Origin of the sequence: Pollutimonas bauzanensis (assembly GCF_040393045.1) — a bacterium.
In the GTDB taxonomy this organism is placed as follows: domain Bacteria; phylum Pseudomonadota; class Gammaproteobacteria; order Burkholderiales; family Burkholderiaceae_B; genus Pollutimonas; species Pollutimonas bauzanensis_A.
On sequence record NZ_JBEBUX010000110.1, the window covers coordinates 1 to 13,857 of the forward strand.

Sequence of the window (13,857 nt, forward strand, 5' to 3'; positions counted from 1 at the left end):
TCGCGCTCGGCCAGGGTGCGCGGGGAGGAAGAGAGAGTATGGCGAAAGGCCAGAGAGTTTTCAGAAGTCATAATATCCACAGCGTCAAAGCCGAAGAGCCGCTTCGACAGCATGAAGGAAGCGACAACGTTGAACAAAGCCAATTTTAGATTATCCCATGACCTTGGATCCTTGACATCCACAGTTTTCGGATCTTGTGGCCGGCTCAGTGGCGAACTACGGGATGACGGAAAAAACTAAGGCTGACACTGGCATTCCGTGCAACTGCAAGCGATTTTGTGCGATACATTCAAATTGCGCCCCGTATTTGCGGGCTACCGCCTCGCTTGAAGTATTGCCGCTTGCAATGACGATCTCCACACGTTGCATTCCCAGAGTCTGAAATGCGTGATGCACCAATGCCTGTACTGTACGAAGCGCTACTCCCTTTCTTTGCGCCGACTCACGTACCCAGTAGCCAAGATTGCAGAATAGATTTTGGTGATTGATCGAATTAAGACCTGCGCCACCTAAGAGCGCGCCTGATTCCTGCGAAAACACACCGAATTCGTATGCTCTCTCAGAAGCCAAATCCACTCGGCATTGCTGAAACCAGCTTAGGGCATCTTGCGCAGAAAAAGAGGCGTTACACCAAGACATCCATCGACCAACGGTATTGACGGATTCGCGGGCTGCTGTCGCGAACTCTTCAGAGTCGCTGTCGTGAAACTCTCGGAACACAAGACCTTGAAAGAAAATTGGCTGCATAGTTAATTGGCGAACTCTATGGGTACGTCATTAGTATCGGAGTCATTATTTCCAAGCTTCCGCCGCGCCGCCTGTGTGCGCAGCCAGTGCGCCACGGCCTGGACTGGCGCCGAGGACGGCCGGTCAGCGTATGTGGCCAGGTGATAGGTGTGTCCGTCGATCGCGGGTCCGAATGGCTGCACAAGATGGCCGGCTTCTAGTTCGTCGGCAATCAACGCCAGGCTGACCAAGGCGATGCCATGGCCGGCGACGGCCGCCTGTATGGCGTGTCCCTCGTCGGAAAAGCCTAGCTGACTCGCTTGTGGCGGTTGGCGCCGCTGCGCGACCGTGAACCAGCGCTCCCAGGTCGGGTTCTCTGGCTGAGGCCGCTTCCAGTCGAAACGGATCAATGGCACGCGAGCCAGATCTTCCGGCGACACGACGCCCAGACGCGGATTTGCCACAGGTGCGAACCGATCGGTGAACAGCGGCTCGATCACGAGACCGGGATACGGCCCACGACCATAGCGGATCGCGATGTCGACCGCCGTCGATCGCAGGTCGACGAGGTCGTCGCTCGCCTGCAACTGCAAGTCAATGTCGGGATGCCTGCGCCGGAAATCGGCCATGCGCGGTACCAGCCACTTCACGGTGAATGCATTGGTCGCGGAGATGCTCACCTGAGCCCGCGTTCGCTGTTGCGTCAACCGTGCCAGCGTCGCCTCGAACGCATCGAACCCGTCACGCAGCACCGGGTAGAGCTGCACCCCTGCATTGGTCAGCGACACTTTGCGCACCTGACGATCGAACAGTGCAAGCCCTGTCTGCGCTTCCAGTGCGCGGATCTGGTGGCTGACGGCGGTCGGCGTAACAGCCAGTTCCTCGGCGGCGGCCTTGAAGCTGCCCAAGCGCGCGGCGGCTTCGAACGCGCGAAGCGCGGAGAGCGGAAGTGATCGACGTTGCATGAGTGGCATCGGCATATGAATGAAATTATCTCATCTTATACCTGATAAATGAACCTTTGTCGCAAGAGATGCCAATCCCTATAGTAACGGTACAGATCGGCCATCCATACCTCAACTTTTTGGCCGACCATAAATGAAAGGATTCGCACTATGCTGAAACGTGTCACGACCCAGCCCGACAATTACGCCCCTTTCCTGCTCTCGCAGGGCATTCAGTTCGGAAATTTGCTCTTCATCTCTGGCCAAGCGGGTGCCGCCGACGACGGAAAAATCGTCGCGGGCGGCTTTCTTGCACAAGGCGAGCAGGCCTTCTTTAATTTGCGCCGTGCGCTGGAAGCCGGCGGTTCCAGCTTGAAGGACGTGATCAAGGTCACCATCTTCGTCACTGACATGGGGCATTTCGAGGACGTCGTGACGTTGCGTCGTCGCTTCTTTTCGGCCCCCTATCCGGCCGACACGATCGCCGAGATCAAGGCGCTCTACGACCCCAACGCCATGATCGAGATCGAGGCAATCGCGGCCATACGCCAGCCGGAGGGCCGCTGACATGAGCACGCTCGTCAATCGTCCGAAAGGCGATGCGCCGACAGCGCACGCTGAATTGTTCACGCCGCTGCGGGTGGGGGGTGGACTGAGCTTGTCCAACCGTCTCGCCGTCGCACCAATGACCCGGGTCAGCGCCACAGCGGACGGCCACGCCACGAAGCAGATGGCCGACTACTACGAAGCCTTCGCAGCTGGCGGCTTCGGTCTGGTGATCACCGAAGGCCTTTATACGGACAAGGCCCATGCGCAGGGCTACCTCTTCCAGCCAGGCCTGGCAGACGACGCACAGCGCGATGCGTGGCGGCCCGTGGTAGACCGTGTGCATGCGCATGGCGGCCGCATCGTCGCGCAACTGATGCACGCGGGCGCGCTGTCGCAGGGGAATCCCCATCGCATCACGACAAAGGGCCCCTCGGCCGTGTTACCCACGGGACAGCAGCTGGCTTTTTATCGGGGTGAAGGGCCTTACCGGATGCCCGAAGCGATGTCAGCCGATGACATCTGCGAGGCGGTCGAAGGCTTCGCACAAGCGGCGCGCAGAGCGCAGGAGGCCGGATTCGACGGCGTCGAGATACACGGCGCCAACGGGTATCTGCTAGACCAGTTTCTCACTGCCCACACCAATCTGCGCGAGGACCGCTACGGCGGCAGTCTGGCCAACCGTCTGCGCTTGACGGGGGATGTCATCCAAGCCGTCCGACGGTCGACGACAGAGCGCTTTGTCGTGGGTGTGCGCATTTCGCAAGGCAAGGTCAACGACTTCACGCACAAGTGGGAAGGCGGCGAGGCCGATGCGGCGCAGATCTTCGGCGCGCTCGGTGCGCTGCCCATCGACTACCTTCACACGACCGAGTTCGAGGCCTGGCGTCCTGCGTTCGGTGAGCACGGCCCCAGCCTTGCAGCGTTGGCACGGCGGCACGTTGCGGTGCCGGTGCTGGCGAACGGTTCGCTGCATGATGCGACGCAGGCCGACGGGGTGGTGGCAAGGCAGGAGGCGGACTTCGTTTCCCTAGGCCGCGGTGCGCTCATGCATGCCGACTGGCCGGCAAGACTACGCGCCGGCAAGGTGCATAAGACCTTCGATCGAGGGTTGTTGGCGCCAATCGCTGACCTCGCCAATGCGGTTCGTCATCGCGCGGAGGTTCATCTCGCTGTTGCGGGCGCTCCGGCGTTGAATCGCTAAAGGGGCAAGGGGCATGGCACGATCCGAGCCCATCAGTCGCTGATTCGACGTCTGCTCTATGCCCGAAGCCGGCTGCCACGATAGAAGGCTGACGGATGCCCCACCCAATGCAATTGGTTGCCAGGAAGCGGGCACTGTCAGAGGACAAATTCCGCTGCATAGCAGACGTTGGTCAGGGAAACGCGAACAGCCGCAACGGGTCGGATTGCGACTCTGGACGTCCCATAATGCGCCGGATCATTCTCAACGTTTAATAGACGCTGGCGCCACTGACGTTTTCAGCGACATGGCTCGGCTACCCACGTATCTAATGAGGGTATTCAATGGTGACGTCCGGCCTTCACCGACTTGCCCGAACCGCTGAACACATCAAGCGCCACCGCCCTCTTCCCTTACAGCTTCAAGATAGCTACTGGCCAAGAACATCACGGGGCGCTGTTCTATTAGATCGCTCTCAAACAACCGCTGGTACGCTGACCAACTTGGGAACTTTGGAGAACACGATGACGGCAAGCTGTGCAATAAAGCCCGTCGCTGCCGCAAGAATGCAGTATTCAGGAGGATAAACGCTTCCAATAGCAGCCGCAATTAACGCCCCAACCGGCCTTGCTCCGTAGGTCATTGTCATGATTACTGCGGAAACGCGGCTGATTAGATCTGGCGGAGTGACCGTTTGCCGAAGCGTTGTCGTCGAAATCGTCCAAAGGATCGGCCCGGCTCCAAAAAGAAAAAAACTGATGCACGCAAGGATAAAGCTTGGATATCCAACTGAACATGCGATCACTATCGCGCCTAGCAACGCACCTATTGGACCGGAAACGATCATCGAGCCAAACGTGATTTGTTTGCTAGCCCAAGGCGCTACAACTGCACCCCCAATCATGCCAAAGCCATAACAGGCCATCGTGGCCCCTACCTCAAACGCGGACAGCCCTAAATAATGGGCCGCATAAGGAACAAATGCCGCCTGCAGCATGAACCATGAGGTATTGAAGATAACAGCCGTTACCAGTACGGGTCGTAAAAGCGGGCTTGTCAGCGTGAAGTACATCCCTTCACTCAGTTGCGCCCATAACCTGCCATTCTTTGGCGTAACCGAATTAGTGGGCAACGAGCGCAACAGATTAACGGCGGCAAGAGAAAAGACAAGAGCAATGCAGTAGGAAAAGGACGCGCCAATAAAACTGAACACGAGTCCCGCCACACTGGGACCGGACGTAAAAGCGATACTCCGCGCAAGCTCTAAACGGCTGTTTGCCATGGAAAGCAGAGGCCTTGCGACTAGAATAGGGACCAAACCCGGCGTAGTGACGTTATAAGCCACAGTGCCCATGGCACCTATAAAGCCAAGCAGTGCCAGGGTTGAAAGCGTTAAGCTTTCCAGCGCAAGCAACAGCAGAATCAAACCAAAAGAAAATGCACGCAACGCTTCTGCGTAGGCAAGGATAGTTTTACGGGATGAACGATCCGCCAACAGGCCCGCAGGGATAGCCAACAGCAAAAATGGCAATGTTTGTACCATCTGTAGGGCAGCGGTTTGGCTGGTGCTGGCGTTAAAAAGAAAGACTGCTAACAGCGGCGCTGTGGCAAGGCCGATTTGTTCGGCAGCCTGGGCGAAAAGATTCGACCAAGCCAATCGCTTAAAAGGTGGGCTGAAACGCGCTGATATCCCCATGTTTTCCTCTTGTTTTGTCAGTTCACATCATGCTGACCTAGCAAGAGTCCAAAAACACCCCGTTTATTGCGGGCAATATCCACTTATGTCACAAGATCTTAATCAGAAAAGCTTTAGGTAGCGTCGTTCATCTTGCTGATAGCCAAGCTGATACATGAGAGTAGATATTCGTTCTGCATCACTCACTTCTGCTTGTCTTACTAGCATAACTTCCTTCCCGACTCCAAAAAAAACCCGCACAGCCAATGACCATGCGGGTTTCGTAGACTACCGTATGTTACGGCGGACTGTCTTACATGTTTTCGATCATCACTTGGCCAAAGCCCGAGCACGAAACTTGGGTTGCGCCTTCCAGCAAGCGTGCGAAGTCATAAGTGACTTTCTTGGACAGGATCGATTTTTCCATGCTGGAAATGATCAGGTCTGCAGCTTCGGTCCAGCCCATGTGACGCAGCATCATTTCGGCGGAAAGAATTTCGGAACCTGGATTCACGTAATCTTTACCAGCGTACTTGGGTGCTGTACCGTGCGTGGCTTCGAACATGGCGATCGAATCGGACAAGTTGGCGCCCGGAGCGATACCAATACCGCCAACCTGTGCAGCCAGCGCGTCGGAAACGTAGTCGCCGTTCAAGTTCAGCGTAGCGATGACGTCGTATTCGGCAGGACGCAACAGGATTTGCTGCAGGAACGCGTCGGCGATCACGTCTTTAACTGTGATTTCGCGGCCAGTTTTCGGGTTCTTGAATTTGCACCATGGGCCGCCGTCGATCAATTGGGCGCCGAATTCTTTTTGAGCCAGCTCGTAGCCCCAGTCGCGGAAGCCACCTTCAGTGAACTTCATGATGTTGCCCTTGTGCACCAGGGTCACCGAAGCCTTGTCGTTGTCGATGGCGTACTGGATGGCCTTGCGCACCAGGCGCTGTGTGCCTTCGCGTGACACGGGCTTGATGCCGATACCGGACGTTTCGGGGAAACGAATCTTCGTGACGCCCAGTTCATTTTGCAAGAAGGCAATCAACTTCTTCGCGTTTGCGCTTTCTGCTTCGAACTCAACGCCGGCATAGATGTCTTCCGAGTTTTCGCGGAAGATGACCATGTTGGTTTTTTCGGGCTCTTTCACGGGCGAAGGAACACCCTTGAAATACTGAATGGGGCGCAGGCAGACGTACAAATCAAGTTGCTGACGCAGTGCCACGTTAAGCGAACGAATGCCGCCGCCAACTGGCGTTGTCAGTGGGCCTTTGATGGAAACGACGTAATCCTTGACAGCTTCCAAGGTTTCTTCGGGCAACCAGACGTCCGGGCCATAGATTTTGGTGGATTTTTCGCCAGCGTAGACTTCCATCCAGTGAATTTTGCGCTTGCCGCCATAAGCCTTGGCCACGGCAGCGTCGACAACCTTGAGCATGACCGGAGTAATGTCAGCGCCAGTGCCGTCGCCTTCAATAAAAGGAAGAATCGGCTCGTCGGGAACGTTGAGCGAAAAATCGGCATTGACCGTGATTTTTTGGCCCGCTGCGGGGACTTTGATGTGCTGATAGGACATGAATGCTCCAGTTGTGCTCGATAAGGAGTAAAAATCGGATAGAAAAATGAAATGCAGTCTTATATAAGACTAGTTTAGCCTAATTTAACATCTGATTTTAATCTTTAAGCATATAGCTTGCTACTACAGCATCAAACAGGCTTTAAAATGAATTTTTTACTGAAAGATGTGGCAGCCTGCCACAGGAAGTCTTATGTTTAACCCATCGCGCGAACAGGTTCGCCAATTTTTCACCGAAGCATGGACCAAGCGCAAAGCGGCTGGCGTGTTGACGCCGTTGGAAACCATGGCCGCCGATCTCATCGAGCTTCACCCGGAATATCACGCCGACCTGGAAAACCCGGAAGTCTCAGAGGCCGACTACTCCGTCGAAGAGGGTCGCACCAACCCTTTCCTGCACATGTCCATGCACCTGGCCATCAACGAACAACTATCCATAGACCAGCCACCGGGCATCAAGGCCGCGTTCCAGGGGCTGCTTGCCACGCGCGACGCGCACGAAGCCGCGCACATCATCATGGAAGCGTTGGGGGAAGTGATCTGGGAGGCTCAACGTCTGGGCACGCCGTTCGACAGTGACAAGTATCTGGAATTGATACGCCGCCATGCGACCCGAGGATAAGGGATGAAGATGTCGGATTAAGGCCGCAGGCCCGTAATCCGACAGAAACCCAATTACTTGCGCACTGCCAATGGAGACGGGAGGCTAGCGAGCCAGGCCGCGATATTGGCGATATCGGTGGTCGACAACGGGGTAGCCATGGCGCCCATTACCGCATTCTTGCGAATATTGGCAGATGCAGGTGCACCAGAAGCGCCACGCTTGTAGGCGCCTAGAGCATGCCGCAAAAAGTCCTCATGCTGCCCGGCCAGGATTGGGTACGACGGCATGATGGAAGTCTTGGCATCCGCACCATGGCACGACGCACAGTTGAATTTTTCGAATGCAGCTTTTCCTGCTACCACGTCAGCGGCAGAAGCGCCGGAAGCGAATGCAAACATGGCGGAAGCCGCCAGAGCAAGTGACAATTTTTTCATGCAGGCCCCCGATTATTTAAGACTGGAATAGTAAGCAGCCAGGTCGGCCATATCTTGCGCCGACAGGCTTTGCGCAATAGCTTCCATGGTGGGGAACGAACGCGCGCCCGAAGCATAGTCTTTCAGTGCGGTAACGATGTATTCGGCATTCTGGCCGGCAATCATGGGCACGTGGTAGACCTCTGGAAAGCTGGCTTTGTAGCCAGGGATACCATGGCAACCGATGCACATAGAAGTCTTAGAAAGCGCAGCCTTGGCATCGCCCACTGGCGCGGCGTCCGCCGCAAGGGCTGTGCCCGTAATTGCACAGGAAGCCATAACGGCCAGCGCAGCAAAAGTGCGCGTCAAGGGGGTTCGCAGCTTCATATTAGCTCTTGTTAGACAGTGAATAAGAGTTGATTTATGTCAAACAACCAACGAAAAATGAAGATTGTACGATAATTGCAGCATGCGCTACATCAAAGCCAGCTAACTTTGTAATTCTCACTGTAAATACGGAACGAAATAAATGACCTCTGCATCCACTTCCGAACGCTTTACCGGCACTGAGCGCTATGTCGCTACCGACGACCTGAAATTGGCGGTCAACGCGGCATTGGCATTACAACGCCCTTTGCTGATCAAAGGAGAGCCCGGAACCGGCAAAACCATGCTGGCCGAGGAAGTGGCGGCAGCATTGAACCGCCCTTTGCTGCAATGGCATATCAAATCCACCACCAAGGCGCACCAAGGCCTGTACGAATACGATGCAGTTTCCCGTTTACGCGACTCGCAACTGGGCGACGAAAAAGTCCGTGACATCGGCAACTATATCGTAAAAGGTACGTTATGGGAGGCCTTCGAAGCCAACGAGCCCTCCGTCGTGCTGATCGATGAAATCGACAAGGCCGATATCGAATTTCCCAACGACTTGTTGCGCGAGCTGGATCGCATGGAGTTTCATGTCTATGAAACCCGCCAAACCGTGCAAGCCAAGCATAGGCCGCTGATCATCATCACGTCCAACAATGAAAAAGACCTGCCCGACGCCTTTTTGCGCCGCTGCTTTTTCCACTACATCAGCTTTCCCGACCGCGCCACCATGCAAGAAATCGTAGCGGTGCATTACCCCAACATCAAGGAAGATGTGCTCAGGGCGGCGCTGGACACTTTCTTTGCCTTGCGCGAAGCACCCGGGCTGAAGAAAAAACCGTCAACGTCGGAATTTCTTGACTGGCTGCGCCTGCTGCTGAATGAAGCCTTGTCCGCCACTGACATCAGCAGCACGACCGGCGACTTACCTGTAATGGCTGGCGCCTTGCTTAAGAACGAGCAAGACCTCACCCTGCTGCAGCGTCTGGCAGCCATGACTCGCGTCAGCCAGCGCCGCTAAGCGCGGCTATGGCCACACCGTTAACGACGAAGGAGACTTCATGACTTCAACGCAGGGCTTTCATCAATTACCTACTCCCGTTACGCTGGAAGGCAATGGGGTAATGCTGGTTCCATTAACGCTGGAACACGCAGCCGACCTGGAAAAGGCGGCCGCAGATGGGGAACTATGGCAACTGCGCGTTACGTCGGTACCCGAGCCAGGGACCGCACTGGCTTACATCGAAACCGCCCTTAAAGGCCAGGAAGAAGGCCATATGCTGCCCTTTGCGATTGTCCAGCAAAGCACCGGCGACATTATCGGCACCACCCGATATCACGACATTATTGCGCCGGTTGCACGGCTGGAAATTGGTTACACCTGGTACGCAAAACGCTGGCAGCGCACCCATGTGAATACGACGTGCAAATTGCTGCTGTTGCAGCATGCCTTCCAGCGGCTAGGCGCGGCGGTCGTAGGCTGGCGCACCGATAACTTCAACCATGCCTCGCAGCGTGCTATTGAACGCCTGGGCGCCCGCAAAGACGGCGTCCTGCGCCACCATGCCCTGCGCCGCGACGGCACGGTACGCGATACGGTGATGTACAGCCTGACAGCCGGAGAATGGCCGGAAATTGAAAAGCACCTGCAGTACCAACTGAGCTCGCGCCATGCTGATTGATTTCTTTTACCACTTGCGCGCCCGCAAACTGCCGGTATCGGTGCAGGAATACCTGACCTTGCTCAATGTGCTGCAAACCACCTTGATGCAGCCGACGGTGGACGATTTCTATCACCTTGCGCGCATGACGCTGGTCAAAGATGAAACGCTGTTCGACCGTTATGACCAGGCATTCGGCGAGTTTTATCACAAACTCGAAGCCGCGATCCCGTCCGATAAGGAAATCCCCCTGGATTGGCTGATCAAGGAATTCCAGAAAAACCTCAGCGCCGAAGAGAAAGCCGCCATCGAAAAACATGGCTGGGACAAGCTGATGGAGCTTTTCAAGGAAAGGCTGGAAGAGCAAAAGGAACGGCATGCGGGGGGCAACAAATGGATAGGCACCGGCGGCTCATCAGCGTTCGGGCATGGCGGCTATCATCCTGAGGGTATACGCATAGGCGGGCCCTCTGCCGGCAATCGTACCGCCATCAAGGTTTGGGAAAAGCGCGAATTCCGCGACTATGACGATCAACAGGAACTGGGTACACGCAACTTCAAAATGGCGCTGCGACGCTTGCGTCGCTTTGCGCGCGAAGGCGCCGAGCTGGAACTCGACCTGGATCACACCATTTCAAGCACGGCCCGGAATGCCGGTTTTCTTGATCTGCAAATGGTGCCCGAACGGCACAACACGGTAAAAGTCGTCATGCTGCTGGATGTAGGCGGCAGCATGGATGACCATATCGCCCGCGTTGAAGAACTGTTTTCGGCGGCCCGCAGCGAATTCCGTCACCTGGACGTTTATTATTTCCATAACTGCCCTTACGAGTCGTTATGGCAAAACAATAAGCGCCGCAATGCCGAACGTTTCGACACCTGGGATATATTGCGCAAGTACAACGACGACTGGCGGCTGATTATTGTGGGGGACGCTACCATGAGCCCCTACGAAATTCTTCAGCCCGGCGGCTCAGTCGAACACTACAATAAAGAAACCGGTGCGGCCTGGCTGCAGCGCCTGCTGGAAAACTGGCCCAAGGCGATCTGGCTGAATCCCGAACCCGAAGGCTATTGGCAATATCGGCAATCCATCGCCATTATCAAGAACATCATGCATGACCGTATGTATGGGGTAACGGTTAGCGGCCTGGAACAAGCCATGCGCACCCTTGCCAAATAACAGGGCCCTGGCCGGCACGCTGGCCGGGCTTCTGTTAAAAAGCCTTTACGTCTTCCTTACTCTTTTTTGGGAATCTAGTGCATGCTATTGTCACTCACTCGAATCAAAACCCGCTTGCTCTGCCTACTGCTCCTGACCTTTCTAGGGCTGCCGGCGATAGCATTGGAATTGCCGTCCGGCATCACACAGGGCGCTTCCGTCGAGGGGGTGACCGAATACAGCCTGAAGAATGGCTTGCGCGTACTGCTGGCGCCAGACGACTCCAAACCCACCACGACCGTCAACATGACTTACCTGGTCGGAGCACGCCACGAAAACTATGGCCAGACGGGGATGGCACACTTGCTGGAGCACTTGCTGTTCCGCGGCACCCCAAGCATTCATAACGCACTGGCCGAGTTTTCCAAGCGCGGCTTAGAGGCGAACGGCTCAACAACCAGCGATCGCACCAATTACTACGCCAGTTTCGCCGCCAATACGGAAACCCTGGACTGGTATTTGCGCTGGCAGGCTGATGCCATGGTCAATTCGCTGATCGCCAAGGAAGACCTGGATTCTGAAATGACCGTGGTGCGCAACGAAATGGAACGCGGGGAAAACAGCCCCTTCCAGATGTTGCTGCAACAAATGCAAGCTACCGCCTTCCGGTGGCACAACTATGGCAAAAGCACGATAGGCGCCCGATCCGATGTCGAGAATGTCGACATCACCCAGTTGCGCGCTTTCTACAAAAAATACTACCAGCCTGACAACGCCGTGCTGATCGTATCTGGCCGCTTCGATCCCGCGGCCACGCTGCAGACCATCGCACAGGCCTTCGACAAGATTGCCCGCCCGGAGCGCACCCTACCGGTTGAATACACGGTGGAACCTGTCCAGGACGGCGAACGCCAAGTCACACTACGTCGTCATGGGGGCAGCCCGCTGATTGCCGCCTTGTATCACGCACCCGCCTCTGAAAGCCCTGACTTTACCGCCCTGGACCTGGGCGTGAACATATTGGCTGACACCCCTTCGGGGCGCTTGTATCACGCGTTAGTGGGCAATAACCTAAGCGCGGAAATTTTCGGTTTTGCCGCTGGCATGAGACAGCCAGGCTATGTTTTTTTTGGCGGGCAGCTTGAGGCTGGCATGGATCAGACCAAAGCACTGCATACGCTGGATGAAACGCTGGAATCTGTCGCCAAGCAACCCTTCACCCAACCTGACCTGGATCGCATACGCAACAAATGGCTGACAGATTGGTCGCAGGTCTATGCCGACCCGGTCAGCCTGGCCAGCGCATTGTCGGAGACCGTATCCGATGGCGACTGGCGCTTGTTCTTTTTGCAAAGAGACTACGTCAAGAACGCCCAACTCACTGACGTTCAGCGCGTTACTGCCGCGTATCTTGTGCCTAGCAACCGTACCAATGGGCTCTATATTCCCACCGATGCCCCTGTACGTGCGCCGCTCGCAGCGCCGGTCGACCTTGCCGCTTTACTGAAGGATTACAAGGGCGAGGAAACCGGCCAGGCTGTCGCCGCTTTCGACCCCAGTCCAGCCAACATCAATGCTGCAACCCAGCGCGAGCCGCTGGACCTTCCTAATGGCCAGGTAAAGCTTGCGCTGCTGCCTAAGCCCACCCGAGGTAACCGCGTCGAGGCATCCCTGCTGGTTCAGTTCGGTACGGCGGACACACTGAAAGGCCAACGCGCCATTTCCAGTGCTGCCGCTTCCCTGCTTGACCACGGCACCAAGACAATGTCGCGCCAGGAAATCCAGGATAAGTTCAATGCACTTGAGGCAAGCGTGAACTTCAGCGGCTCAGCAGGCGTCGTGAGCGTCGACATGTCGACAACGACAACACACCTGCCAGCGTTGACGGAGCTTGTCCTGCAGATTCTGCGCGAAGCCAACTTTCCTGCCAAAGAGCTTGTTGAATACCAGCGCCAGGCAAGTACATCGATAAAGAACGCGATGTCCGAACCCAGCGCTCTGGCATCGCGCGCGCTGGCTCGACACGACAACCCATGGTCACGGGACGACGTACGCTACACCCCCACATTCGAAGAAGCGCAAAGTGATATCGCGGCCATTACCCAAGAGGACTTGGTCAACTTCCACTCGCGCTTCTATGGCGCCGGCACTATAGAATTCGCCGCCGTTGGCGCCTTCGATCCGGCCGCCATCAAAGCCGCGCTAACGCAAGGCCTGAAAGACTGGCGCAAAGCGCCCGCCTACGAACGTGTAACCGACCCCTATCATGACGTAAAGCCCGAAGCTTTCAATATCAACACGCCGGATAAGGCTAACGCCTTTTACATAAGCAAGCTGCCCTTGAAGCTTCAGGACACCAATCCCGACTACCCCGCCCTGTACCTGGCCAATTACCTGCTGGGCGGGTCGGAAACCTCGCGCCTATGGACCAGGGTCAGGGTCAAGGACGGTCTTTCCTACGACGTGCGTAGCCGGCTCGCTGCGTCGTCCTACGAGCCAACGGGGGGATGGACCATTTATGCGATCCATGCGCCACAAAACAGCCAGCGACTGAAAGATGCGGTGCAGCAAGAGGTGCAGCTAGCCCTGAAAGACGGGTTTACAGAAGATGAGGTACGAGAAGGCATCAATGCACTGCTGAATTACCGCAAGATGGCCCGCACCCGAGACGACGTGCTGACATCCACATGGATCAATTACATGCAGTTGGACAGGGACTTTGAGTGGTCTAAAAAAATAGACGAAGCATTGGCCGCATTGACGGCAGACAAAGTCAATGCCGCGCTACGCGCATCGCTTGATCCGGCCGGCTTCAGTTCTGCACTGGCGGCGGACGAAAGCAAGCAGCAGGAAGCCAAGCCGTAATACCTACCGCCTGCCGGGCTGCAAGGCCCGCAGGCATAATGCGGCATCTGCCGATTCGCAATAGAAAAAGCACCATTAATTCTTGATTAATGGTGCTTTTTTTGAGCCACGCCCTTACAGACGCAATCCCAACCTA

Annotated in this window: 13 protein-coding genes; 7 read left to right on the forward strand and 6 right to left on the reverse strand. The window is 56.0% G+C overall.

Annotation, left to right across the window (positions count from 1 at the left end; all coding sequences use genetic code 11):
- Window positions 1-216: 216 nt before the first annotated feature.
- Window positions 217-747 carry a GNAT family N-acetyltransferase gene (locus ABWO67_RS15215; protein WP_353152994.1) on the reverse strand — a complete coding sequence of 177 codons (531 nt, stop codon included), beginning with the start codon at window positions 745-747 and terminating at the stop codon, window positions 217-219.
- Window positions 748-749: 2 nt separating this feature from the next.
- A complete protein-coding gene (locus ABWO67_RS15220; protein ID WP_353152996.1) occupies window positions 750-1,691 on the reverse strand; it encodes a LysR substrate-binding domain-containing protein in 942 nt (313 codons plus the stop codon).
- A gap of 150 nt (window positions 1,692-1,841) precedes the next feature.
- Between ABWO67_RS15220 and ABWO67_RS15225 the strand changes: the two genes are divergently transcribed.
- Together ABWO67_RS15225 and ABWO67_RS15230 are read left to right on the forward strand one after the other, a co-directional pair.
- The gene (locus ABWO67_RS15225) at window positions 1,842-2,237 is read left to right on the forward strand and encodes a RidA family protein (RefSeq protein ID WP_353152998.1); all 396 of its coding nucleotides are present in this window, start codon (window positions 1,842-1,844) and stop codon (window positions 2,235-2,237) included.
- Between the two features lies 1 nt (window position 2,238).
- Entirely contained in the window at window positions 2,239-3,420 is a 1,182-nt protein-coding gene (locus ABWO67_RS15230; protein WP_353153000.1) for an oxidoreductase, read from the forward strand.
- Window positions 3,421-3,874: 454 nt separating this feature from the next.
- Here the strand turns inward: ABWO67_RS15230 and ABWO67_RS15235 are convergent, their stop codons facing one another.
- Complete coding sequence (locus tag ABWO67_RS15235) at window positions 3,875-5,095, reverse strand: MFS transporter (RefSeq protein WP_353153002.1); 1,221 nt, start codon at window positions 5,093-5,095, stop codon at window positions 3,875-3,877.
- Window positions 5,096-5,387: 292 nt separating this feature from the next.
- Complete coding sequence (gene icd / locus ABWO67_RS15240) at window positions 5,388-6,644, reverse strand: NADP-dependent isocitrate dehydrogenase (RefSeq protein ID WP_102070759.1); 1,257 nt, start codon at window positions 6,642-6,644, stop codon at window positions 5,388-5,390.
- 193 nt (window positions 6,645-6,837) lie between these two features.
- Here icd and ABWO67_RS15245 point away from each other — a divergent pair, with 193 nt between their 5' ends.
- Window positions 6,838-7,266 (forward strand): DUF1841 family protein, encoded by a 429-nt coding sequence (locus ABWO67_RS15245; protein WP_353153005.1) that lies wholly within the window; start codon window positions 6,838-6,840, stop codon window positions 7,264-7,266.
- 53 nt (window positions 7,267-7,319) lie between these two features.
- On the opposite strand, the gene ABWO67_RS15250 is transcribed toward ABWO67_RS15245, so the two are convergent.
- Both ABWO67_RS15250 and ABWO67_RS15255 read right to left on the reverse strand, forming a co-directional pair.
- The gene (locus ABWO67_RS15250; protein WP_353153007.1) at window positions 7,320-7,682 is read right to left on the reverse strand and encodes a c-type cytochrome; all 363 of its coding nucleotides are present in this window, start codon (window positions 7,680-7,682) and stop codon (window positions 7,320-7,322) included.
- A gap of 12 nt (window positions 7,683-7,694) precedes the next feature.
- Entirely contained in the window at window positions 7,695-8,048 is a 354-nt protein-coding gene (locus ABWO67_RS15255; RefSeq protein WP_353153009.1) for a c-type cytochrome, read from the reverse strand.
- Window positions 8,049-8,190: 142 nt separating this feature from the next.
- Between ABWO67_RS15255 and ABWO67_RS15260 the strand changes: the two genes are divergently transcribed.
- The 4 genes from ABWO67_RS15260 to ABWO67_RS15275 all read left to right on the forward strand — a co-directional run bounded on the left by ABWO67_RS15260 (window position 8,191) and on the right by ABWO67_RS15275 (window position 13,721).
- On the forward strand, window positions 8,191-9,054 hold the full coding sequence (locus ABWO67_RS15260) for an AAA family ATPase (protein WP_353153011.1): 864 nt from the start codon (window positions 8,191-8,193) through the stop codon (window positions 9,052-9,054).
- A gap of 40 nt (window positions 9,055-9,094) precedes the next feature.
- Window positions 9,095-9,715 (forward strand): GNAT family N-acetyltransferase, encoded by a 621-nt coding sequence (locus ABWO67_RS15265; RefSeq protein WP_353153013.1) that lies wholly within the window; start codon window positions 9,095-9,097, stop codon window positions 9,713-9,715.
- Window positions 9,705-10,877 (forward strand): vWA domain-containing protein, encoded by a 1,173-nt coding sequence (locus ABWO67_RS15270; RefSeq protein WP_353153015.1) that lies wholly within the window; start codon window positions 9,705-9,707, stop codon window positions 10,875-10,877. The genes ABWO67_RS15265 and ABWO67_RS15270 overlap by 11 nt, the downstream gene beginning before the upstream one ends.
- Window positions 10,878-10,964: 87 nt before the next feature.
- Complete coding sequence (locus ABWO67_RS15275) at window positions 10,965-13,721, forward strand: M16 family metallopeptidase (protein WP_502930029.1); 2,757 nt, start codon at window positions 10,965-10,967, stop codon at window positions 13,719-13,721.
- Window positions 13,722-13,857: the final 136 nt, after the last annotated feature.

Excerpts from the sequence above, each read along its gene's own strand:
- ABWO67_RS15270 (WP_353153015.1), top strand. The coding sequence starts at position 9,705 with ATGCTGATTGATTTCTTTTACCACTTGCGCGCCCGCAAACTGCCGGTA.
- ABWO67_RS15250 (WP_353153007.1), bottom strand. The coding sequence starts at position 7,682 with ATGAAAAAATTGTCACTTGCTCTGGCGGCTTCCGCCATGTTTGCATTC.
- ABWO67_RS15235 (WP_353153002.1), bottom strand. The coding sequence starts at position 5,095 with ATGGGGATATCAGCGCGTTTCAGCCCACCTTTTAAGCGATTGGCTTGG.
- ABWO67_RS15230 (WP_353153000.1), top strand. The coding sequence starts at position 2,239 with ATGAGCACGCTCGTCAATCGTCCGAAAGGCGATGCGCCGACAGCGCAC.
- ABWO67_RS15215 (WP_353152994.1), bottom strand. The coding sequence starts at position 747 with ATGCAGCCAATTTTCTTTCAAGGTCTTGTGTTCCGAGAGTTTCACGAC.
- ABWO67_RS15225 (WP_353152998.1), top strand. The coding sequence starts at position 1,842 with ATGCTGAAACGTGTCACGACCCAGCCCGACAATTACGCCCCTTTCCTG.
- ABWO67_RS15260 (WP_353153011.1), top strand. The coding sequence starts at position 8,191 with ATGACCTCTGCATCCACTTCCGAACGCTTTACCGGCACTGAGCGCTAT.
- icd (WP_102070759.1), bottom strand. The coding sequence starts at position 6,644 with ATGTCCTATCAGCACATCAAAGTCCCCGCAGCGGGCCAAAAAATCACG.
- ABWO67_RS15255 (WP_353153009.1), bottom strand. The coding sequence starts at position 8,048 with ATGAAGCTGCGAACCCCCTTGACGCGCACTTTTGCTGCGCTGGCCGTT.
- ABWO67_RS15245 (WP_353153005.1), top strand. The coding sequence starts at position 6,838 with ATGTTTAACCCATCGCGCGAACAGGTTCGCCAATTTTTCACCGAAGCA.
- ABWO67_RS15265 (WP_353153013.1), top strand. The coding sequence starts at position 9,095 with ATGACTTCAACGCAGGGCTTTCATCAATTACCTACTCCCGTTACGCTG.
- ABWO67_RS15220 (WP_353152996.1), bottom strand. The coding sequence starts at position 1,691 with ATGCAACGTCGATCACTTCCGCTCTCCGCGCTTCGCGCGTTCGAAGCC.